General features: G+C 61.9%; 17 protein-coding genes and 2 tRNA genes. 7 read left to right on the top strand and 12 right to left on the bottom strand.

All coding sequences use genetic code 11. From position 1 onward, the window contains the following. Positions 1-330: 330 nt before the first annotated feature. Positions 331-2,892: a glycoside hydrolase family 3 protein gene (locus G473_RS0109705; RefSeq protein WP_210163274.1), complete on the top strand. Its 2,562-nt coding sequence runs from the start codon at positions 331-333 to the stop codon at positions 2,890-2,892. Between the two features lie 127 nt (positions 2,893-3,019). On the opposite strand, the gene G473_RS0109700 is transcribed toward G473_RS0109705, so the two are convergent. The 8 genes from G473_RS0109700 to G473_RS0109665 form a co-directional block, all read right to left on the bottom strand. Then, complete coding sequence (locus G473_RS0109700) at positions 3,020-3,919, bottom strand: DMT family transporter (RefSeq protein ID WP_051330096.1); 900 nt, start codon at positions 3,917-3,919, stop codon at positions 3,020-3,022. Between the two features lie 107 nt (positions 3,920-4,026). Then, positions 4,027-5,292, bottom strand: coding sequence for an ATP-dependent Clp protease ATP-binding subunit ClpX (gene clpX / locus G473_RS0109695; RefSeq protein WP_029012938.1), 1,266 nt, complete (start codon positions 5,290-5,292; stop codon positions 4,027-4,029). A gap of 283 nt (positions 5,293-5,575) precedes the next feature. Further along, the gene (clpP, locus tag G473_RS0109690) at positions 5,576-6,199 is read right to left on the bottom strand and encodes an ATP-dependent Clp endopeptidase proteolytic subunit ClpP (protein WP_029012937.1); all 624 of its coding nucleotides are present in this window, start codon (positions 6,197-6,199) and stop codon (positions 5,576-5,578) included. An 80-nt stretch (positions 6,200-6,279) separates the two neighbouring features. Further along, on the bottom strand, positions 6,280-7,626 hold the full coding sequence (gene tig, locus G473_RS0109685) for a trigger factor (RefSeq protein ID WP_029012936.1): 1,347 nt from the start codon (positions 7,624-7,626) through the stop codon (positions 6,280-6,282). 123 nt (positions 7,627-7,749) lie between these two features. Beyond that, positions 7,750-7,833: transfer RNA gene (locus G473_RS0109680), tRNA-Leu, on the bottom strand. 284 nt (positions 7,834-8,117) lie between these two features. Beyond that, complete coding sequence (locus G473_RS0109675; protein ID WP_154667342.1) at positions 8,118-8,387, bottom strand: hypothetical protein; 270 nt, start codon at positions 8,385-8,387, stop codon at positions 8,118-8,120. 341 nt (positions 8,388-8,728) lie between these two features. Next, entirely contained in the window at positions 8,729-10,216 is a 1,488-nt protein-coding gene (locus tag G473_RS0109670) for a bifunctional ADP-dependent NAD(P)H-hydrate dehydratase/NAD(P)H-hydrate epimerase (RefSeq protein WP_029012934.1), read from the bottom strand. A 170-nt stretch (positions 10,217-10,386) separates the two neighbouring features. Beyond that, positions 10,387-10,462 (bottom strand) — tRNA-His (locus G473_RS0109665). A gap of 338 nt (positions 10,463-10,800) precedes the next feature. Here G473_RS0109665 and G473_RS0109660 point away from each other — a divergent pair. The 4 genes from G473_RS0109660 to G473_RS0109645 all read left to right on the top strand — a co-directional run bounded on the left by G473_RS0109660 (position 10,801) and on the right by G473_RS0109645 (position 13,774). Continuing rightward, positions 10,801-11,139 (top strand): P-II family nitrogen regulator, encoded by a 339-nt coding sequence (locus tag G473_RS0109660; protein ID WP_029012933.1) that lies wholly within the window; start codon positions 10,801-10,803, stop codon positions 11,137-11,139. 165 nt (positions 11,140-11,304) lie between these two features. Further along, positions 11,305-12,714, top strand: coding sequence for a type I glutamate--ammonia ligase (glnA, locus tag G473_RS0109655; RefSeq protein WP_029012932.1), 1,410 nt, complete (start codon positions 11,305-11,307; stop codon positions 12,712-12,714). A gap of 180 nt (positions 12,715-12,894) precedes the next feature. Beyond that, entirely contained in the window at positions 12,895-13,326 is a 432-nt protein-coding gene (locus G473_RS0109650; RefSeq protein WP_029012931.1) for a YciI family protein, read from the top strand. A 187-nt stretch (positions 13,327-13,513) separates the two neighbouring features. Further along, positions 13,514-13,774 (top strand): hypothetical protein, encoded by a 261-nt coding sequence (locus G473_RS0109645; protein ID WP_051330095.1) that lies wholly within the window; start codon positions 13,514-13,516, stop codon positions 13,772-13,774. An 11-nt stretch (positions 13,775-13,785) separates the two neighbouring features. On the opposite strand, the gene G473_RS0109640 is transcribed toward G473_RS0109645, so the two are convergent. Both G473_RS0109640 and G473_RS0109635 read right to left on the bottom strand, forming a co-directional pair. After that, a complete protein-coding gene (locus tag G473_RS0109640) occupies positions 13,786-14,229 on the bottom strand; it encodes an acyl-CoA thioesterase (protein WP_029012929.1) in 444 nt (147 codons plus the stop codon). 21 nt (positions 14,230-14,250) lie between these two features. Next, positions 14,251-15,051, bottom strand: coding sequence for an acyl-CoA thioesterase (locus G473_RS0109635; RefSeq protein WP_210163273.1), 801 nt, complete (start codon positions 15,049-15,051; stop codon positions 14,251-14,253). 169 nt (positions 15,052-15,220) lie between these two features. Here G473_RS0109635 and G473_RS0109630 point away from each other — a divergent pair, with 169 nt between their 5' ends. Both G473_RS0109630 and G473_RS0109625 read left to right on the top strand, forming a co-directional pair. Next, positions 15,221-16,210 carry a ParA family protein gene (locus tag G473_RS0109630; protein WP_029012927.1) on the top strand — a complete coding sequence of 330 codons (990 nt, stop codon included), beginning with the start codon at positions 15,221-15,223 and terminating at the stop codon, positions 16,208-16,210. Then, complete coding sequence (locus tag G473_RS0109625; protein WP_051330094.1) at positions 16,200-17,042, top strand: ParB/RepB/Spo0J family partition protein; 843 nt, start codon at positions 16,200-16,202, stop codon at positions 17,040-17,042. Before G473_RS0109630 ends, G473_RS0109625 begins: the two co-directional genes overlap by 11 nt. A gap of 116 nt (positions 17,043-17,158) precedes the next feature. Here G473_RS0109625 and G473_RS26105 read toward each other — a convergent pair whose 3' ends face one another. Together G473_RS26105 and G473_RS0109615 are read right to left on the bottom strand one after the other, a co-directional pair. After that, a complete protein-coding gene (locus G473_RS26105) occupies positions 17,159-18,505 on the bottom strand; it encodes a replication initiation protein (RefSeq protein ID WP_084437858.1) in 1,347 nt (448 codons plus the stop codon). Positions 18,506-19,340: 835 nt separating this feature from the next. Further along, positions 19,341-19,922 (bottom strand): HPF/RaiA family ribosome-associated protein, encoded by a 582-nt coding sequence (locus tag G473_RS0109615; RefSeq protein ID WP_029012925.1) that lies wholly within the window; start codon positions 19,920-19,922, stop codon positions 19,341-19,343. Positions 19,923-19,961: the final 39 nt, after the last annotated feature.

Below are 19,961 nucleotides of genomic sequence, written 5' to 3'. Positions count from 1 at the left end.
AATTGACATCGCTGTCAATTTTTTCCGATTTTTGATTTCCTAATCGAATGATCGCTGTTACAAGGTCCATGTCCGCTTCTGGCTCTGTCTGACCGACCGATTATTCATCGGTACGGGCGCCCTTTCTCACCCTTCATCAAAGAAATCATTTTCCGACCCGCAAAGGGTACTTGTGCGTTGCGATCTCGCAAATGCGAGAAATATCTGGGGTATTTTCCCGGCGCGACTGGGGGCTTGGGGCGTTGACAGACGAGACAGGCAATGTCATCTCTGTGACAACGATGTCAGATATCGGCCATAACAGGCCGCAAAAGTAGGGAGGAAAACTCGGTGACTGCACGGCGATCCATGGGCGCGCTGCGCCTGCTCGGCTCCATCAGCATAGTGGCCCTGACCTGTGGCGGCATCCATGCCAGCACAGCCATTGCCCAGGAAGGTGCAGCCCCAGCCGCCATTCTGCATCCCGAGAAATGGCCGCGACCGGCCACCCAGCGCCTGATCGACCCGGCGGTTGAAAAGCGCGTGGATGCGCTTTTGAAGCAGCTCTCCGTAGAGGAGAAGGTCGGCCAGGTCATTCAGGGCGATATCGGCACCATCACCCCGGAGGATCTGCGCAAATATCCGCTTGGCTCCATCCTGGCTGGTGGCAATTCAGGCCCCAACGGGGATGACCGCGCGCCGCCAAAGGAATGGCTGGATCTTGCTGACGCCTTCTATCGCGTGTCGCTGGAAAAGCGGCCCGGTCACACGCCTATTCCTGTCCTGTTCGGCATCGACGCCGTGCATGGCCACGGCAATATCGGGTCGGCAACCATCTTCCCGCATAACATCGCCCTTGGCGCCACCCATGATCCGGAATTGCTGCGCCGCATCGGTGAAGTGACGGCCGTGGAAATGGCCGCAACCGGTATCGACTGGACCTTCGCGCCTGCCCTGTCCGTGGTTCGCGATGATCGCTGGGGCCGCACCTATGAGGGCTTCTCCGAGGATCCGGAGATCGTGGCCGCCTATTCCGCCGCCATTGTGGAAGGCGTGCAGGGCAAGTTTGGCAGCAAGGATTTTATGGCGCCTGGCCGAATCGTCGCCAGCGCCAAGCACTTCCTGGCCGATGGCGGCACCGATCAGGGGCGTGATCAGGGCGATGCCCGCATCTCTGAAGATGAGCTGATCCGCATCCATAATGCTGGCTACCCCCCTGCCATCGATGCCGGCGTTCTGACCGTCATGGCCTCCTTCAGTTCCTGGCAGGGCATCAAGCACCATGGCCACAAGCAGTTGCTGACCGACGTGCTGAAGGGGCAGATGGGCTTCAATGGCTTCATCGTCGGCGACTGGAACGCGCATGATCAGGTGCCGGGCTGCACCAAGTTCAACTGCCCCACCTCGCTGATTGCGGGGCTGGACATGTATATGGCCGCCGATAGCTGGAAGCAGCTTTACGAGAATACGCTGGCCCAGGTGAAGGATGGCACCATCCCGATGGCGCGCCTGGATGATGCGGTGCGCCGCATCCTGCGCGTCAAGGTTCTGGCCGGGCTGTTCGAAAAGCCGGCGCCCAAGGACCGGCCCGGTCTGCCGGGTCTGGAAACGCTCGGCAGCCCCGAACATCGCGCCGTCGGTCGGGAAGCCGTGCGCAAGTCACTGGTTCTGCTGAAGAATGACAAGGGCACCCTGCCTCTGTCCCCCAAGGCCCGCGTGCTGGTTGCTGGCGATGGGGCCGATAATATCGGCAAACAGTCCGGCGGCTGGACCATCTCCTGGCAGGGCACCGGCAATCGGAATGACGAGTTCCCGGGCGCCACCTCCATCCTGGGCGGCATCCGCGACGCCGTGGCCGACGCCGGCGGCAGCGTGGAGTTTGACGTTGCCGGCCAGTACAAGACCAAGCCCGATGTCGCCATTGTCGTCTTCGGCGAGGAACCCTATGCCGAGTTCCAGGGCGACGTGGAAACGCTGGAATATCAGCCGGATCAGAAGCAGGATCTCGCTCTGCTGAAGAAGCTGAAGGACCAGGGCATCCCGGTCGTGGCGGTCTTCCTGTCCGGTCGACCCATGTGGGTCAACCCGGAACTGAACGCCTCCGATGCCTTTGTCGCCGCCTGGCTGCCGGGAACCGAGGGTGGCGGCGTTGCCGATGTGCTGTTCACGGACAAGGCCGGCAAGGTTCAGCATGATTTCGCCGGCAAGCTCTCCTACTCCTGGCCGCGTACAGCCGCGCAGACCACCGTCAACCGGGGTGATGCCGATTACAATCCGCTCTTCGCCTATGGTTATGGCCTTACCTACAAGGATAAGTCCAAGGTCGGCACCTTGCCGGAGGAATCTGGCGTCCCGGCAGAGGCCCGGCAGAATGCGGGCATCTATTTCCGGGCTGGCCGCGCTGCGGCTCCCTGGTCGCTTTCTCTGATGGATGAGAAGGGCGACCTTCGCGTCACCACCACCAGCGCGGACAGCCCCGGCCAGGTGATGACCCTGCGCTCCGTGGATGTCGCCGCCCAGGAAGATGCCAAGCAGTTGACCTGGAAGGGCAACGGCCGCGGCACGCTGGCCATTACCGGTCGGGCGACCGACCTGTCCCGGCAATCCAATGGCGATGTCACCATCGCCCTGCGCTATCGCCTGGATGCCGCACCAACAGCCCCAGTGATAATGGGGATGGCCTGTGGCCCCGACTGTACGGCAACGCTGGATATCACCGACACCCTGAAAAAGGCGACGGTCGGCGCCTGGTCGGTGGTGAAGATTCCCTTGAAATGCTTCGCTGCCGCAGGCGCGAAGATGGACAGGATTGAAGCACCGGTCGCCCTCAGCACCACGGGCAAGATGACCGTCACCTTCACTGACATCAAGCTGGACGCCAATCCGGCCAACGCCGTCTGTCCGGCTGGCTGATTCCCCGCCGGAAGACCCGCCGCCCCATTCTCCTCATGGTGGGGTCGAGCGGCTTCTCACCCCCACTCCTGGCCACCCCCGGCAACGGGCGGTGGCCCTTTCTTTGCGCTATACCAGCCCCGTGCTGTCAGGGGCGGCGGTTCACCATCGCAACACCCGCCAGCGCAAGGCCGCCGCCCAGTAGCGTTGTCCAGCCCGGCACCTCCCCCACCAGGGGCACCGCCGCCAGCGATGCCACAACCGGCACCAGGTAAAGAAAATTCGCCGCCCGCGCGGCGCCGAAATGGCCCAGCACGATAGCCCAGGCACCGTACCCGATGGCTGCCGGCAACAGGGCCAGAAACAGCAGTGCCGCCTGCACCCGCCGCTCCGCTGTCATGGCCTGAGCCACCCCGTCAGGCAGCCATGGCAGAAGCCACAGGGCGCCGAACAGCAAGGTGATGGCGGAGGCATTCAAGGCCCCATGGCGGCGCACGAGGGGGCGCTGCAGCACGAAATAGGAGGCAGTCGTGAAAGCCGCCCCCAGGACCAGCATCGCGCCACTGCCAAAACGCAGCCCACCGGGCTGGCCGGTCGCGATAACGCCTACCCCTGTCATGCTGAGCGCCATGCCGGCCCAGGCCAGGGCACGGAATCGCTCTTTCAGGAACAGCACCGCCAGGATCACGGTGATAACCGGTGCCACGTTGGCGATGAAGCTGGCCGCCCCTGCGGCCACCGTCTGCTGTCCGGAATTCAACAAGATATTATAGAGCGCGATCCCCAAGCCACCGCAGACGGCAAAACGGAGAAGATCGGCCCGGGACGGCAGGGGCGGACGCCGAATCGCCAACCACCCTATCGCGACCAGGGCGGCAAGGGCGAAACGGGCAGATGCCAGCGGCAGGGGGGCCATGCCATCCAGCGCAACCCGGATCGCCGGGAACGCCAGGCCCCAGCTCCCCACCGTAATCATGACGGCGATCAAAGCCACCGGCGTAAAGAGCGATGGCACGTCAGGGACGGAACCGGGGCGGGAATCGGGCATAAAATGTTCCAGAATGGGACCAGCAAGAAGACCAGCAGGAGCCGGTAAAGAAAAAGGCCGCCCGGTTCTCACCGGACGGCCTCCATTCTAACCCGAAAAGCCGGCCCTTACGCGCCGGGGGCGGCTTCACTCCGCCGTTCGGAATAGATGTAGAGCGGCTTGGCGCGCCCCTCCACCACTTCCTTGTTGATGACGATCTCTTCCACGCCCTGCAGGCCGGGCAGATCATACATCGGATCAAGCAAGATGGTTTCCATGATGGAGCGAAGACCGCGTGCACCGGTCTTGCGTTCAATCGCCTTGCGGGCGATGGAGCGCAGGGCCTCCTCATGGACAGACAGCTTCACGTCTTCCATCTCGAACAGGCGCTGATACTGCTTCACCAGCGCGTTCTTGGGCTTGGCCAGGATTTCGATCAGCGCATCTTCATCCAGATCATGCAGCGTCGCCAGCACCGGCAGACGACCGACAAATTCCGGGATCAGACCGAACTTCAGCAGATCTTCCGGCTCGACTTCCCGCAGGATATCGCCCGTCCGGCGTTCATCCGGGCCGCGCACATCGGCACCGAAGCCGATGGAGGTGCCCTTGCCACGGGTGGCGATGATCTTTTCCAGACCCGCGAAAGCGCCGCCGCAGATGAACAGGATGTTCGTCGTATCCACCTGCAGGAATTCCTGCTGCGGATGCTTGCGCCCACCCTGCGGCGGCACGGAGGCGACCGTGCCTTCCATGATCTTCAGCAGGGCCTGCTGCACACCTTCGCCCGACACGTCACGGGTAATGGACGGGTTGTCGGATTTGCGGCTGATCTTGTCCACTTCGTCGATATAGACGATGCCGCGCTGCGCCCGCTCGACATTATAGTCGGCAGCCTGCAGCAGCTTCAGGATGATGTTCTCCACATCCTCGCCCACATAACCGGCTTCGGTCAGCGTGGTGGCATCGGCCATGGTGAAGGGCACATCGATGATGCGGGCCAAGGTCTGCGCCAGCAGCGTCTTGCCCGAACCGGTCGGCCCGACCAGCAGGATGTTGGACTTGGCCAGTTCCACGTCATTGTGCTTCGCACCGTGGTTCAGCCGCTTGTAATGGTTATGAACTGCCACTGACAGCACGCGCTTGGCATGCTCCTGCCCGATGACATAGTCATCCAGCACCGTACTGATATCGCGCGGAGTCGGTACCCCATCACGGGACTTCACCAGCGTGGTCTTATTTTCCTCGCGGATGATGTCCATGCACAGCTCGACGCATTCATCGCAGATGAACACGGTGGGGCCGGCAATGAGCTTGCGCACCTCGTGCTGGCTCTTCCCGCAGAAGGAGCAGTAGAGGGTATTCTTGCTGTCGCCGCCGGTCGACTTGGTCATATGGGCTCCGTACATCACCGGATGGTGCGTGGCCCGGAACCCGGCTTGGTCCCAACCCGCGCACCCGGAATGCCCTGACGGGCATCCCACTGGAACGGGCGGTTGCGATACCGGGCCGGCGTGCCGCCCCAAGGGGCCTGCCGGTCCTTCTCACGCGCGCCCTTACCTGCCTACCACGGCAGGCCGGGACGCACCGCCCTGCCTGCCTATTCAACAACACGTAAAGCGACAGGATCAATACATACTTATGCCCTGCCGCGCGTTGGTCACGCCGAAACAGCCATCAGGCCGCCCCCGACAGACCACCGGGACGATGCTCAATCACTTCATCAATCAGACCAAAGGTCTTGGCCTCGGCCGGACTCATGAAATTGTCACGTTCCACGGCCTTTTCAATCACGTCCAGCGCTTGGCCGGTATGATACTGGAAAATCTCGTTCAGGCGCTGACGCATCCGCAGGATTTCCTGCGCCTGAATCTCGATATCCGCTGCCTGCCCCTGGGCCCCGCCAGAGGGCTGATGGATCATGATTCGGCTGTTCGGCAGGGCGAACCGCTTGCCGGCGGCACCGCCGGACAGCAACAGCGCCCCCATGCTGGCCGCCTGACCCATGCAAATCGTCTGCACGGGGCAGCGGATATATTGCATCGTGTCATAAATGGCGAGGCCAGCCGTCACATAGCCGCCGGGGGAATTAATGTAGAAGGAGATTTCCTTGTCGGGATTCTCCGCCTCAAGGAACAGAAGCTGGGAACAGATCAGGCTGGAAACGGCATCATTGACACCGCCAACCAGGAAAATGATCCGCTCCTTAAGGAGGCGGGAATAGATGTCGTAGGCGCGCTCTCCCCGATTGGTCTGTTCGACCACCATGGGAACCAACGCGTTCATCTGCGGATCGATCATGATTCCTGCCTTGTTCCTTCACGAGACCGTGGGAGCCAGATATAGGCTCCCACGTCTCAAATCAAAGGGGGGGAAGCCGATCAGGCGGCCGCCACGCCCTCTTCCTCTTCATCGGGGTCACGCATCAGGTCTTCGACCGACACGGTGACCTCGTTCACCTTAACGCTTCCGAGGATGAAGTCGACAACCTTGTCTTCGTAAATCGGCGCGCGGAGGCTTTCGACCGCCTGCGGGTTCTTACGGAAGAAGTCGAAGACCTGCTGTTCCTGGCCCGGATAACGACGAACCTCGTCGATCATGGCCTTGTTCAGCTCTTCACGGCTGACGGTCACATTGTTGCGGCGACCGATTTCGGACAGCAGCAGACCCAGGCGGACGCGACGCACCGCGATGTCGCGATACTCGGCCTTCAGGGCCTCTTCATCCTTGTCCTTGTCTTCCTCAGCAGCGCCATCACGGGCCAGCTCGTCCTGCAGGCGCTTCCAGATCTGCTCGAATTCGATATCGACCATGCCGGCCGGCACCTCGAAATCATGCAGCTCAGCCAGCTTGTCCAGCAGGGCGCGCTTGGCGCGCAGACGGGACGTGGTGGCATATTCTTCGCCGATACGCTCGGTCAGGGCCGTCTTCAGGGCTTCCAGATCGTCGAAACCGAAGCTCTTGGCCAGATCGTCGTTCAGCTCCGCATCCTTGGCGGCGCGGATTTCATGGACCTTCACCTCGAACACGGCATCCTTACCGGCCAGCTCGGCGGCATGATACTCGGTCGGGAAGGTAACCTTCACGGTCACGTCGCTGCCGGCCTTGGTGCCGACCAGCTGGTCCTCGAAGCCGGGGATGAAGGAGTTGGAGCCCAGCTCCAGCTCATGGCCTTCGCCCTTCATGCCGGGACGCTTCTCGCCGTCGACAGAACCGTCGAAGTCGATCAGCAGGATGTCGCCGGACACAGCGGCGCGATCCTCTTCCACCTTCTCGGTGGTGCGGCGCCCCTTGGACAGGCGGCCCAGGCTCTCGGAAACGGCTTCATCGCTCACAGCGGCAACCGGCTTCTCGATCTCGACGCCGGACAGGTCGGCCGGCTCGAATTCGGGCAGCAGTTCGACGCTGATCTTCAGGGCCAGATCGGCGCCGGCGTCGAAGCTCTCAACCTCGACCTTCGGCTGCAGGGCCGGGCGCAGGTTATTGTCCGCAACCACCTGCTGGGCCGCGTCATTGACAGCGGCTTCCAGCACTTCGCCCATGACCGACTGGCCATAGCGCTGCTTCAGGATCGGCATCGGGACCTTGCCCGGACGGAAGCCCGGCATCTTCACGGTCTTGCCGACCTCGGTCAGCCGGGTCTGCACCCGCGATTCGATATCCTGGGCCGTGAGGACGACCTTGAAGTCGCGGCGGAGGCCTTCAGCGCTGGTCTCGGTGATCTGCATGGGACGAAATGCCTGTCTTCTTGCTGTGCGCGCCTGCCCGATGGACCGGACCGACGCTCCCGCGACCTTTCCCGGCGAACCGGGACGCCGCGGTGGGTTGCGGGTCAAAACCAAAAACTCAAATGGTGCGGGCGAAGGGACTTGAACCCCCACGTCTTTCGACACCGGAACCTAAATCCGGCGCGTCTACCATTCCGCCACGCCCGCCCAACGGGAAGACCAGGGGCCGCCCGCGGGAGCGCACCGTATAGCAAGGGATATCAGCCGCGCCAAGCGCGATATCGCATGTGGCGACACCTATGGCGCCGCGAATTCGCAACCCTGCGGCCCGGTATAGCCGGCCGCTGCCGGTGGATGGTTCATGCAGGTGTGGATTACGCTTTTCCAACAGCCACGCAAAAGCGCATCGCCGCAGCACCATTGGCGCTGCGGCGATGTCATCCCAGTATGATCGCCAATCATTCCGTTAGCGGAACAAGGCTTGCTGCGTGTCAGTTTGGGACCGGAAGCCCGAACAGGCGGGTAAAGCTCTCCACGGTCAATGTACGCAGGTCACCCCGCGCGGTTTCATGACGCCCGCGAGAGGGACCATCAATCATGTCGTTGCGGGCGATGTAGCGGACGTGGGGCACAGGAAACCCATCTTCCGTTACCGCAACGACACGGGCCGTTTCGACAGAATGGAAGATGTTCCGCTGATAAACATCACCAGGAACCGGCGCTGTCATCGGTTTGGAACGCCTGAACAACGACACACTCATCGTACTCGCCCCCCTCTATCGTGCTTCCCGCCACGTCGCGCCACCCCCGCCGGAAGGGATAGGCTGCGATAACGAAAGGTTAATATATTCATATAGGGCTCTGCAATGCGGGGGGCCCGATTCTTTTACTTTCTTATTACCAATGGTTTAGCTTCAATTTTATGTAGTTTTCGTCCCATCCGGATTCGGGGGCCGATCCTTCGGGACTGAATGCTTTTCCAGCTTTTTCCGTCACCGGAACAACCACCAAAAAGAAAAGAAATTCAGTTTCTTAAATGCAACACCCACCCTTGTCACACGCGGGAATGGCAGGATAAGGCGTCAAACGGGCGCCTTTAGCCTCATGAAAGGGTGGCACTTTTCAGTTGTCGCAAAATGGCCGGGATCTGCTCTGGCAGATCGTCGGCAATCAGCCCCGGCCCGGCCCTATGCCCCGACTCGCCATGAATCCAGGCCGCCGCAGCAGCCGCTTCAAAGGTCGGCATTCCCTGGGCCAGAAGACCGGCGATCAGCCCCGATAGCACATCTCCGCTGCCCGCGGTCGCCAGATCAGGGGGAGCATTCTCATTAATGACCACCCGTCCGTCCGGATGGGCAATCACCGTATCTGGCCCTTTCAGCAGCAATACCGCTCCGGCCTGACGCGCCGCTGCCTGGGCGCGGGCAAGCCGTCCCCCCGGCAGGTCGCCGAAGAGGCGTCGGAATTCCCCTTCATGCGGGGTCAAAACCCAGTCTGTGGACAGACCCGCATCGCATAGCGTCTCAAGCCTTCCAGCAAAGACAGAGAATATGTCTGCATCCAGCACGCCCCGTCGCCCTGCCGCCAACGCGGCAAGGGTCGATTCTCTCAAGATGTCAGCCGCGGAACCCTCCGTTCCCGCCCCAGGCCCCAGCAGCAGCGCATTGCGACGCGGATCGCTCAGCAGGTTCCGGAAATCGGACCCGGTTTCAACCGGGATGACAATCAAGCTGGCGAGTGCCAGGCTATAGACAAGGCTGGCCGCCGGCTCACAGGCCAGGGTCACAAGCCCGGCCCCAATGCGCAAAGCGGAGCGTGCGGCCAAGCGGCCCGCACCCGTCATGTGCGCGCCCCCCAGCATTAATAAATGTCCGCGCCCATATTTGTGTCCATCCAGGCGCGGCCAGGGGAAAAGATGCTGCCATACTTCCGGACCATTGGCCCAATGTGTCAGGCCAAGACCAGCCACCAGTGATTCCGGAATGCCGATATCGGCGATATCAACCCGGCCGCACAAGGCACGGCCCGGCAGCAGCAGATGGCCGGGCTTACGCCGGACGAAACTGATGGTCCGGGTAGCGGGAGCAGCAGCGCCCCGGACGGTCCCGTCATCGCCATTCACCCCAGAGGGTATATCGACTGCCAGAATGAGCCGCCCCGACGCGGCCATGGCGTTGACCAGGTCCAGCGCCGTTCCCGCTAGGTCACGGTTCAACCCAGCACCGAACAAGGCATCTATAATAAGGATGTCATCTGCAATCAGGTCGGGATGGGCCTGCAGCACAGGGCCGGTCCAAGCGGCGGCGGCCCAGGCGGCATCGCCGCGCAATTCTTCCCGCTTGCCCAGCAATCCAACCCGAACTGACCAACCCTGTTCAGCCAGCAGGCGCGCAGCGACGAATCCGTCGCCACCATTATTGCCAGGACCGCAGAGGACCAGGATCGACCCGTCGCCCGCTGCCTTTGCCATCTGGCGGGCGGCTTCTGCTACCGCAGCACCGGCACGCGCCATCAGAACGGTGCCGTCGATACCCGCCATCATCGCCGCGCGATCAGCGGCATAGCTCTGCGCAACGGTCAGCAACGCCATAGGACTGCCCCCCTTCCATCCATGACAGGAATAGGCCAGTTCCACAGGAACGGACAATTGAAAGCATGGGGTAAAGGCCAACAGGGGCCCATAAACGACAAAACGGCGAAACCAGGATTTCCTGGTCGCCGTGTCGGGCAAAACAACTTATATTCCTAAGCAGGAAAACCTGGGGCGATGGACGGGACTCGAACCCGCGACCACTCGGACCACAACCGAGAGCTCTACCAACTGAGCTACCACCGCCGCCGGGAGCCGCTATATGCCCCAGGTGGCCCTGATGCGTCAAGCGCTGGTTTTGTCTTTTTTATCTTTTTTTCCTGACAGCCTTAACGGCGAAATAACGGGCACCAAACGCCCATGAGCCGGGCGTTTAGCATGGTTAATGCACAAAAATCACCGTCACTGATTAAAAAACGACCTACAATTTGCCTGTTTTTTGATCAATTGAACTTTTGCACCGGCTGTAGAGCCCTTGAACGCAGGCTCTTTGGAACTGGCATGGGGCGTGCTTACAGGCATTATTGCGCTGGTTCGGCCTTACCGGTCGGGCTGGCGCCGAAATTTGGAGCTCCGGGACTGAGATGAAGAAAATCGAAGCCATCATCAAGCCCTTCAAGCTGGACGAGGTGAAGGAAGCCCTCCACGAAGTCGGTATCAAAGGCATCACCGTAACCGAAGCCAAGGGTTTCGGTCGCCAGAAGGGCCATACCGAGCTTTATCGTGGCGCGGAATATGTCGTCGATTTCCTGCCGAAGGTGAAGATCGAGATCGTGATGGACGACACCCTGGTCGACCGCGCGATTGAGGCGATCCAGCAGGCTGCCCATACGGGCCGTATCGGCGACGGCAAAATCTTCGTCACCCCGGTGGAGGAAGTGATCCGCATCCGTACCGGTGAACGGGGCTCCGACGCCATTTAAGGGCACCCGCCTGCGGCCCCTGCGCACATATCTGCGCATCGGTCATGGGCTTTAGAAAATTATCTTCCAAAGCGGCGGGGGTTGGGGTAACGCCCTTCATCGGGCGCGATACGACCCACCGTCTCGCATCACAGCGACAAACCTCAAACCACGGAAGCAGAGGCTATGTCTGATTTGGCCAAGTTCTTCGACCTGATCAAGGAAAACGACGTCAAGTATGTCGATTTCCGCTTCACCGATATCAAGGGGAAGGTCCATCACGTTTCCCAGCACCTGTCCACGGTGGACGAGGATCTGCTGACCGACGGCGTGATGTTCGACGGGTCGTCCATCGCTGGCTGGAAGGCCATCAACGAGTCGGACATGACCCTCATGCCCGACCTGTCGACCGCCGTCATGGACCCGTTCTCGGCCCAGCCGCTGCTGACCGTACTGTGCGACGTGCTGGAGCCGTCGACCGGCCTGCCCTACAAGCGCGACCCGCGTTCCATCGCCAAGGCCGCTGAAAAGTACATGGCCTCTGCCGGTATCGGCGATGTCGCCTATTTCGGCCCGGAAGCCGAGTTCTTCGTGTTCGACGACGTCAAGTTCGAAGTCTCGATGAACAAGGTGATGTACGAGTTCGACAGCGAGGAAGGCCCGTACAATTCCGCCAAGTCCTATGAAGGCGGCAATATGGGCCACCGTCCGGGCGTCAAGGGCGGCTACTTCCCGGTTGGTCCGGTCGACAGCGCCCAGGATCTGCGCGCCGAGATGCTGACCGTTCTGGGCGAGATGGGCGTGGAAGTCGAAAAGCACCACCACGAAGTGGCTGCTTCCCAGCATGAGCTGGGCGTGAAGTTCGGCACGCTGGTCAAGATGGCCGACGGCATGCAGTTGTTTAAGTATGTCGTGCACAATGTTGCCCACCAGTACGGCAAGACGGCAACCTTCATGCCGAAGCCGGTGTTCGGTGACAATGGGTCGGGCATGCACTGCCACCAGTCCATCTGGAAGGACGGCAAGCCGCTGTTCGCCGGCAATGGCTATGCCGACCTGTCGGAAACCGCCCTGTTCTATATCGGCGGCATCATCAAGCACGCCCGTGCGCTGAACGCCTTCACCAACCCGCTGACCAACAGCTACAAGCGTCTGGTTCCGGGTTATGAGGCTCCGGTGCTGCTGGCTTACTCCAGCCGCAACCGTTCCGCTTCCTGCCGTATCCCGCACGTGTCCAGCCCGAAGGGCAAGCGCGTCGAGGTCCGCTTCCCCGATCCGGGTGCAAACCCGTACCTGGCTTTCGCCGCCATGCTGATGGCCGGTCTGGATGGTATCCAGAACAAGATCCATCCGGGCGAGGCGATGGACAAGAACCTGTATGATCTGCCGCCGGAAGAGCTGAAGGAAATCCCGACCGTCTGCCGCAGCCTGCGCGAAGCGCTGGAAAGCCTGTCGGCCGACCGTGAGTTCCTGAAGAAGGGTGACGTGTTCACCGACGACATGATCGACGCTTTCATCGATCTAAAGATGGAAGAAGTGCTGGCGTTCGAAACCTCGCCGCACCCGATCGAATACAAGATGTACTACAGCGTCTGATGTGGCCGGCCCCGGCAACGGGGCCGATCCTCGCAGCCGATGTTCAGGAGAACCCCGCCGGTCCGCCGGCGGGGTTTTTCTTTGCCGGAATTTCTGGTGGCCATGTCGGCCCGCCGCGTCCCCCTTCGTCTTCCAGGCGACCCGACAAAAGTCGGCCTGGACGCGACAAGGAAACCGGCAATGAAATTCATGATCCTGTTGAAGGCCACCGCAGAAACAGAAGCCGGCATCATGCCGGACGAAAAGCTGCTGACGGAGATGACCGCCTATAATGAGGCCCTGGTGCAGGCTGGCGTGCTGCTGGGCGGCGAAGGGCTGCACCCGACATCCGCCGGGGTGAAGGTGCTGTTCGACGGCGCTTCCCGCGAATTGGTGGCGGGGCCTTTTGCCGCTGCACCGGGAACACTCATTGCCGGCTTCTGGATATTTGAGACACCATCGCTGGAAGAAGCGGTCCGCTGGGTCAAGCGCTGCCCGAACCCGACCGGCCAACGGGCGGAGATCGAAATCCGTCGCATCTTCACCCTGGAGGATTTCGGCGACGCGATGAGCCCAGACCTTCGGGAAAGGGAAAAGGCGATGGAAGCCGAAATTGCCGGGCATCGCGGATAGGCTGAGCCAAAGGCCAGGGTGCCGGGGGTTCCGCCTGACGGACCGATCGTCTAGAGCCGTGTGCGTTTAATCGGAAACGCACACGGCTCTAAGCCCTTGTTCAGCGAGCAGATTCACGCTCCAAAGCGATTCCGCTTTTCCGCGATCTGCTCTAGGGTATGCAGAATTCCTGTACCCAAGGTCGACCATGCGCCCTGCCCTGCCCCTGTTCTTTACCATCGCCCTGTCACTGGCCGCCGCCTTGCCCGCAGCGGCTCAGCAGGCCGAGGCGAAGGAAGCAGCGCGCAATGCCAACTGCCAGCCCGGCAAACTGGACGTGCTGAAGCAGGTCACCGGGCGGATGGCCGAAACGGTTTACAAGGTCACCTGCACCGGCCAGAAAGCGGCTGATGGCAAGGAAGTCTTCGTCGTCATCCAATGCCGCGACCGGATCTGTGTCGCAATGTGACCTCACCCGCCCTATGGGGGATCGCGGAGTAAACGCTCCAGCACGGCCCGGAAGGGCGGCGGCAAGTCGGTGGGCCGTCGCGTCACCCGATCCACATAGACATGGGTGAAATGGCCGGCTGCCGCCGCCTGCCCTTCCCCCTGGCGGAAAATGCCAACAGTATAATGGACACTGCTGGTGCCGATGCGGCTGACGGCGATCCCCACCTCCAGCCGATCCGGGAACGCGACCGGGGCGAAATAGCGGCATCCCGTTTCCACCACCAGGCCGATCACCGGCCCGGCATGGATGTCCAGCACCCCATTGGCGATGAGATAGCCATTCACCGCCGTATCGAAATAGGAATAGTAGGTGACGTTATTGACATGACCATAAAGGTCATTGTCCATCCATCGCGTCTCCAGCGCCGTGAAATGGCGGTACTGATCGCGCCCTGGCGCTGGCTCCCGTGCCATGTCCCCTCCCCTACCCGTTCGTCAGCAGAATAAAGCCACGCTTTGCATCGCGGACGCCACCTGGACGCCTTTGCTGTTCCAGATGCCCATGGACTGGCTGCTGCCCCCCAGGCGGGCATAATGGGCGGTGGAGCGCAACAGCCACCAGCCATCCTCCGTCACCGGCGGTTCCGGAGCGAAATTCAGGGTCCAGTTGATGGAGCTTGCCGGCCCCGGTCGTGTCGCCAACAGCAGCGATGCCGGCGGCAGAGCGTCTCCTGTGGCCAGCAGAACCACGTAAGGGTCGAGCGCCGCCGTCTGCTCCCGCAGACGTATCCAGAAAAGCAAATCCGCTTCCCTGCTGGCAGGACGGCCCGGCTGGGCCAGAAAATAATCGAAATTGCCCGTGAAAGCCGGGGGCTCCACCGGGGCCACCAGGGGTTCAACACCGGGTGCCAAGCCTGGCACCAGCGGGGGCCCGCTGAAATCAACCGATGAGGGCTGGGTCTTCATGAAGACGAACAGGGCATGCAGGCCAACAGCCCCTTCATGGGACAGAATGTCCGCCTGCACGAAGGTGGCATTGCGGCCTTGTCGCAGGACACGGGCCTCCACCCGGATGTCACCGGCCAAGGGCCCCACAAAGCCGATCTGCGCCGACCGCAGCGGCGGCAGATCAGGAACAGTCCGCAACGCTGCTTCCAAAGCCAGGGCGGCTGTCAAACCGCCATACCCGGTACGCCCCTGCATCCAGTTGGACGGTATGGTCGCAGTCCAGCCACCGGCCGCTGCCGGAGCCATGGCGCCCACCACCTGCTCCAAGGACATTGCCTGTTGCATCATTCCTCCACCTCGCGCCGCCCTTCCTGATCGGGCATGGTCTTATATAGTGCGCGCGCCCTTCGTATCACTAACATCTACCCCTGTTGACACTAAACAACTGTCTTTGTTGACGTATTGTCAACCCCGTCCTATGGTGGGGTTTATCGAGATCAGCAGCGGGGAGAATCCCATGAACGGGCCGGCTTTGCGCGCGGCGCGGGAGGCGCGGGGCGACACGCAACAGGCCTTTGCCGAATGGCTGAATGCCAAGTTGGGTCGTCGCTACGACAAGGGCCGCGTTTCCAGGTGGGAGGGCGGCACGGAAAAGATCCCCCAGGCGGTGGCGGATCTGGTCGGATCGCCGGCAATGCGCCAGCGCGACCGCGCCACCATCATTGCGATATCCAACCAGAAAGGCGGTGTGGGCAAGACCAGTGCCGCCGTGAATATCGCCGCCGCCCTGGCCGCCCTGGGCCAGCGCGTGTTGCTGGTGGATGCCGACCCCCAGGCCAGCGCCACCGTGCATCTGGGTATTTCCCAGGCCGAAGCCTCCGATGCCGGGCGCACGACCTATCATGTCATGCTGAAGGACCAGCCGGTTACCAATGCCGTGGTGCCGGTATGCGACGGCCGTTTCCATCTGCTGCCCTCCACCATCCTGCTCTCCGCGGCGGAGACGGAGTTGATGGCAGAGCCGATGGGCACGCTGGTGCTGCGGGAAAGGCTGGCCTCTGTCGCCCGCGCCTATGATTACATCCTGCTGGATTGCCCGCCGCATCTGGGCATGATGACATTGAATGCCCTGGCCGCCGCCACCGGCGTGCTGATCCCGGTGCAGACGGAAATGCTGGCCATGATGGGTGTGCCGCTGCTGCTGGACACCATTGCCAAGGTGCGCCGGCGCGGCAATCCCGATCTGGCCATCATTGGCATCCTGCCCACCATGTTCACCGCCCGCCACACCCAGGACCGGGCCACCCTGGCCGATCTGACGGAGCGGTTTGGCGGGTCACTGCGCATCTTCTCCGCCGTGCCCCGTTCCACCATCTTCCCGCAATCGGTCGCGGCGGCACAGCCAACCGTGGATGTCGCCCCCGACCCCAGCATCGTCGCCCCCTTCCGCGAGGTGGCGCAGTCCCTGCTCCAGGCCGACCTGACGGAGGAAGCCGATGTCGCGTAAGCTCGCCCGCAGCAACCCGGCCCTGGCCCCGGCCACGCCCCTGGTCCCGCGCGATAGCGGTTTGAACAAGCTGTTCGGCACCTCAGTCGATTTTCCGGAACTGGTGGAACTGGATCTGGATCAGGTCCACCCCAACCCGGACCAGCCCCGCCGCCATTTCGATGCCGTCGCCCTGCAGGAGCTGGCGGACAGCATCCGCCATAATGGTCTGTTGCAGCCCATCCTGGTCCGCCGCCGGGCAGAAGGCGGCTATCTGATCGCGGCTGGTGAGCGGCGCTGGCGCGCCCATGGCCTGTTGGGGAAAGCCACCATCTTCGCCGTCGTCACCAAGGGCGATATCGAGGAAGTGGCCCTGGTCGAAAACCTCCAGCGTCGTGACCTGGATGCGGTGGAAACCGCCCAGGCCCTGGCCCGGCTGGGGGAGCGGCACAATTATGCGCAGGAGCAGTTGGCCGCCATTGTCGGCCTGTCCAAGTCGGAAGTGTCCCGCCTGCTGGCCCTGCGCGCCTTGCCCGACCGGGTGCTGACCGAATATGCCGACCTGCGCGACCGGGTGACCAAAAGCCACCTGTTCTTGCTGGTGGACACCGATGCGGCGGCCGACCGGCTGGCCCTGTGGGAAAGGATAAAGGCCGGCGCCACGATCAAGGAACTACGCGCGGTCCGTAAACCGGCCCCCACCAAGGCCGCTGCCAGCCCGGTGTTGCAGGCGGCGACCAAATTGGGACGGTCGCTGGACGGGCTGGCGCGTCGGTCCGGTCGGCTAGCCGACGAGGAGCTTCAGTGTTTGAAAACGCTGAGGGACCGGATCAACAAGCTGCTAGATAGCTGATTGCGACATCGCAAAGCGATCCTTACTGCTTGGGGGCGAGACTCCCTTAACGATAAAAAAGGCCGCCGGTTATCCGGTGGCCTTTTTCACGTGCCAGTACAGCTGGTCAATGCCGCTCAGGCTTTGCGTCGGGCCCGGGGTGACTGGAACTCCACTTCTGTGATGCTGCCGGAGGTCAGGGTGGAGAGAACGAGCCGTACCGTCGCTTCGTGGCTGCGATGGGCCGTATCGGCGGTTGCGGCATGCCCTGCCCGCAGGATCAGGCGACGGGCGCCCCTGGGCGTTTCCTCGATCCCCACCACCTCCAGATCACGCAGCAGCGGCGTTGGCAGGTTGCGCTGGCTCAGCGCATGGCGGGCAGCAGCCCAGAGCGCTTCCGCATCATCAGCATCAGGCAGAGGCGGCGGTAGGCTGGCCGCCGGGGCGGGCACGTCCACATTCTCCACCACCGTCAGGCGTCGTGCCCGGCGGCCTACACTATGGCGTTCACGCTCCAGGAAGGTTTCGGCTGCCTCTTCCTCTTCCTTGGCGTGGAAATCCAGGGTCACCTCTTCAATCTTGCGGCCGCGGCGCTTGAACTTCTCCTCCGGCATTTCCACGCGGAACGGGGCAAGCTGGTTCACCTCCGCCATGGCGCGGTCGATGGTGCGGGTACGCAGGATACCGAAATCCTTGTAAGCCCCCTCCGGCACATTCAGCAGCTTGCGCAGTGTCTCGATATCCAGCGTCAGGGACGGATGATCCATCTGATAGCGCTGCATGCCGATTTCATAGAGCTTCAGCGCATAGGTGCTGGTGACCTTGACCATCGCCGGCCCGGACAGGCGGGCCCAGAGCTGGGAGGAGCGCTGCAGCTCCAGGAACGCATCAGTGAACTGGAAATGGATATCCGCGCTGTCGATCTCCACCTCATCCTCGGGCCGGACATAGGAGGACAGGATGCGCAGTTCCGCACGGCTGCGGCGTCCGCGGAAAGGACCGATGACAACCAGACTGCTCTCATAAATCTCTTTCAGCGCATCAAAGATCCGCTCATTGCCCTTGTGATTGCCGCGCACCACCTTCTTGGGCAGGCGATAGAGCTTGTTGGCAAAGTTCTGGCTGCCGGCCAGATGGATCATGAAATTCAGCATCTTCTGCGCTGGCAGGGACAGGCGTGACCCATTGGCGGGGTAGGAATAAACCGCCTCTGCCGCCTTGATCAGATGCTTGTAGCCGTCGCGTTCAAACGTCGCGGCGGCAACCCGCGCCGTATGCCCCATCTGATCCAGGGCTGGCAGATTGTCGCCAATGCCCGTGCTGGCCTCCAGATCGATCACCACACCCGTTTCCGCCAGAGACGGGGTATAAGGGACGATGGATTGCATGGCGGCCGCCACGATCGGGTTGCCGCCCACGTCGTCATCAAGGACCGCGCCCTTTTGCGCCGGGGCGGCGGCGGTCTTGCGGCGTGATGGTGGCATGGCTCTCCCCTGGATCGATGGTCCAAACTATGTCCATCCTTACCCGGATTGCAAGTAAGGAAAGGACTGTCTGTGCATGCTTACCGGGTGGGGGAAAGACTTACGCCCTGGGGCGTAGGGGAACTGCCCCCGTCATGTAGGGATAGCAGCCCCCGGCCCGTAAGGAATATCCGCGAAAACCCCAGCATTTCTGCGGCTCTTGGCTTCCCTGAATCTTTTACAAGAATCCTGAACAAATAAACCGACCTTGTTTTGTGAGATTTATGTCCTTCCCGGCCCTCATTGCAGCCCTGGAAAGCGCCGAAACGGGGAGTTGCGACTCGTAAAACAGGATTCCTTACCTGTTGGGGGCTTTGTCCGGATTCGGGCTGGCTTTTCATATCCTTACGGTTTGGGGGAGCGGTTAGAAGCCCAGGCTGAGAACTCAGTCCCCCACGGCGTAAGGATTCCCCCAGCAGGTAAGGGTTTTGCTGAAAGCCGGGCTCATCAAAGACTTGAGACATAAAGCGGGGTCCAGTCTTTCTGCCTTCTTCCGCGCCCCCAGATGTAAGGAAAAGGGCGGGTGATCGATGCAGCCAGCGCCGCCCCCAAACGGTAAGGAAAGCGGCCACCCTTACGGGTGGGGGGCGTGGCGCCCGATTCCCTTACCCCTTGGGGGAGAAGGAGGCATCTACGCCGCTGTTAAGCTCCTGAAAACACAGCAGCAGATATGAAAGCGCCCCCGGTAGGGGGCTATCCTTACAGTGTGGGGGGATGGGAATCGTCGTAATTCCTTACAAGAAGGGGGCCGAAGCCCTCGCTTCCGCCCCCTTTGCCCCAAGCAGTAAGGATTGAATCAGCTTGCAGCGCGGGATGCTTCATGCAAGCGGACGACAGATGCCTGTGGCCCCATCGGCCCTTCTTCCCGGGCTGGTGTGACCTGCACCAGGGCACCCACTTCCAACCGGTCAAACTGGTTATCCCCAACCACGGCCCGACTGAAATAGAGGTCGGTACCGCCGACCATCTCCACGAATCCGTAATCCTGATCGGGGAAAAGCCGGACGACGCGACCGGTATCGGGCGCTGATTCGTGGTGCTTCACGATGCCCTTCTCAATGCGGGACGCCTGCTCAAGCTGTCGCTGTATCGCTTCGAACACCCGGTTGACCACCAGCGTGTGGTCCATTTTGGCGTCGTGCCGCTCCTCGCTGTCCTTGGCCACGATGGTATTGTGGTTCGGGATATTCACCTCCACTGACAGAGCCAGGGGCAGTTTGCCGCTCTCTGCGCTGCGGTGGGGTATATGCACGACCACGCGGCAACTGATGATCGACCCATGGAACCGTTCCAGCCGTTCCACACGGCTGCGGATCAACTCCTCCAGATAGGGGGAACTGTCCATGTCCTTGAAGACGATCTGCAATGGCGATTCCATCGCTGCATCCTTTCCGGCTGTGGCAAGGGCCGTCGGCGG

The sequence above is a fragment of the Niveispirillum irakense DSM 11586 genome, from assembly GCF_000429645.1.
Classification (GTDB): domain Bacteria; phylum Pseudomonadota; class Alphaproteobacteria; order Azospirillales; family Azospirillaceae; genus Niveispirillum; species Niveispirillum irakense.
Note: the sequence above shows the minus strand (reverse complement) of the source record. Positions and strands in the feature narration are given on the sequence as shown.

Excerpts from the sequence above, each read along its gene's own strand:
- G473_RS0109700 (WP_051330096.1), bottom strand. The coding sequence starts at position 3,919 with ATGCCCGATTCCCGCCCCGGTTCCGTCCCTGACGTGCCATCGCTCTTT.
- clpX (WP_029012938.1), bottom strand. The coding sequence starts at position 5,292 with ATGACCAAGTCGACCGGCGGCGACAGCAAGAATACCCTCTACTGCTCC.
- clpP (WP_029012937.1), bottom strand. The coding sequence starts at position 6,199 with ATGATCGATCCGCAGATGAACGCGTTGGTTCCCATGGTGGTCGAACAG.
- tig (WP_029012936.1), bottom strand. The coding sequence starts at position 7,626 with ATGCAGATCACCGAGACCAGCGCTGAAGGCCTCCGCCGCGACTTCAAG.
- G473_RS0109675 (WP_154667342.1), bottom strand. The coding sequence starts at position 8,387 with ATGAGTGTGTCGTTGTTCAGGCGTTCCAAACCGATGACAGCGCCGGTT.
- G473_RS0109670 (WP_029012934.1), bottom strand. The coding sequence starts at position 10,216 with ATGGCGTTGCTGACCGTTGCGCAGAGCTATGCCGCTGATCGCGCGGCG.
- G473_RS0109660 (WP_029012933.1), top strand. The coding sequence starts at position 10,801 with ATGAAGAAAATCGAAGCCATCATCAAGCCCTTCAAGCTGGACGAGGTG.
- glnA (WP_029012932.1), top strand. The coding sequence starts at position 11,305 with ATGTCTGATTTGGCCAAGTTCTTCGACCTGATCAAGGAAAACGACGTC.
- G473_RS0109650 (WP_029012931.1), top strand. The coding sequence starts at position 12,895 with ATGAAATTCATGATCCTGTTGAAGGCCACCGCAGAAACAGAAGCCGGC.
- G473_RS0109645 (WP_051330095.1), top strand. The coding sequence starts at position 13,514 with ATGCGCCCTGCCCTGCCCCTGTTCTTTACCATCGCCCTGTCACTGGCC.
- G473_RS0109640 (WP_029012929.1), bottom strand. The coding sequence starts at position 14,229 with ATGGCACGGGAGCCAGCGCCAGGGCGCGATCAGTACCGCCATTTCACG.
- G473_RS0109635 (WP_210163273.1), bottom strand. The coding sequence starts at position 15,051 with ATGATGCAACAGGCAATGTCCTTGGAGCAGGTGGTGGGCGCCATGGCT.
- G473_RS0109630 (WP_029012927.1), top strand. The coding sequence starts at position 15,221 with ATGAACGGGCCGGCTTTGCGCGCGGCGCGGGAGGCGCGGGGCGACACG.
- G473_RS0109625 (WP_051330094.1), top strand. The coding sequence starts at position 16,200 with ATGTCGCGTAAGCTCGCCCGCAGCAACCCGGCCCTGGCCCCGGCCACG.
- G473_RS26105 (WP_084437858.1), bottom strand. The coding sequence starts at position 18,505 with ATGCCACCATCACGCCGCAAGACCGCCGCCGCCCCGGCGCAAAAGGGC.
- G473_RS0109615 (WP_029012925.1), bottom strand. The coding sequence starts at position 19,922 with ATGGAATCGCCATTGCAGATCGTCTTCAAGGACATGGACAGTTCCCCC.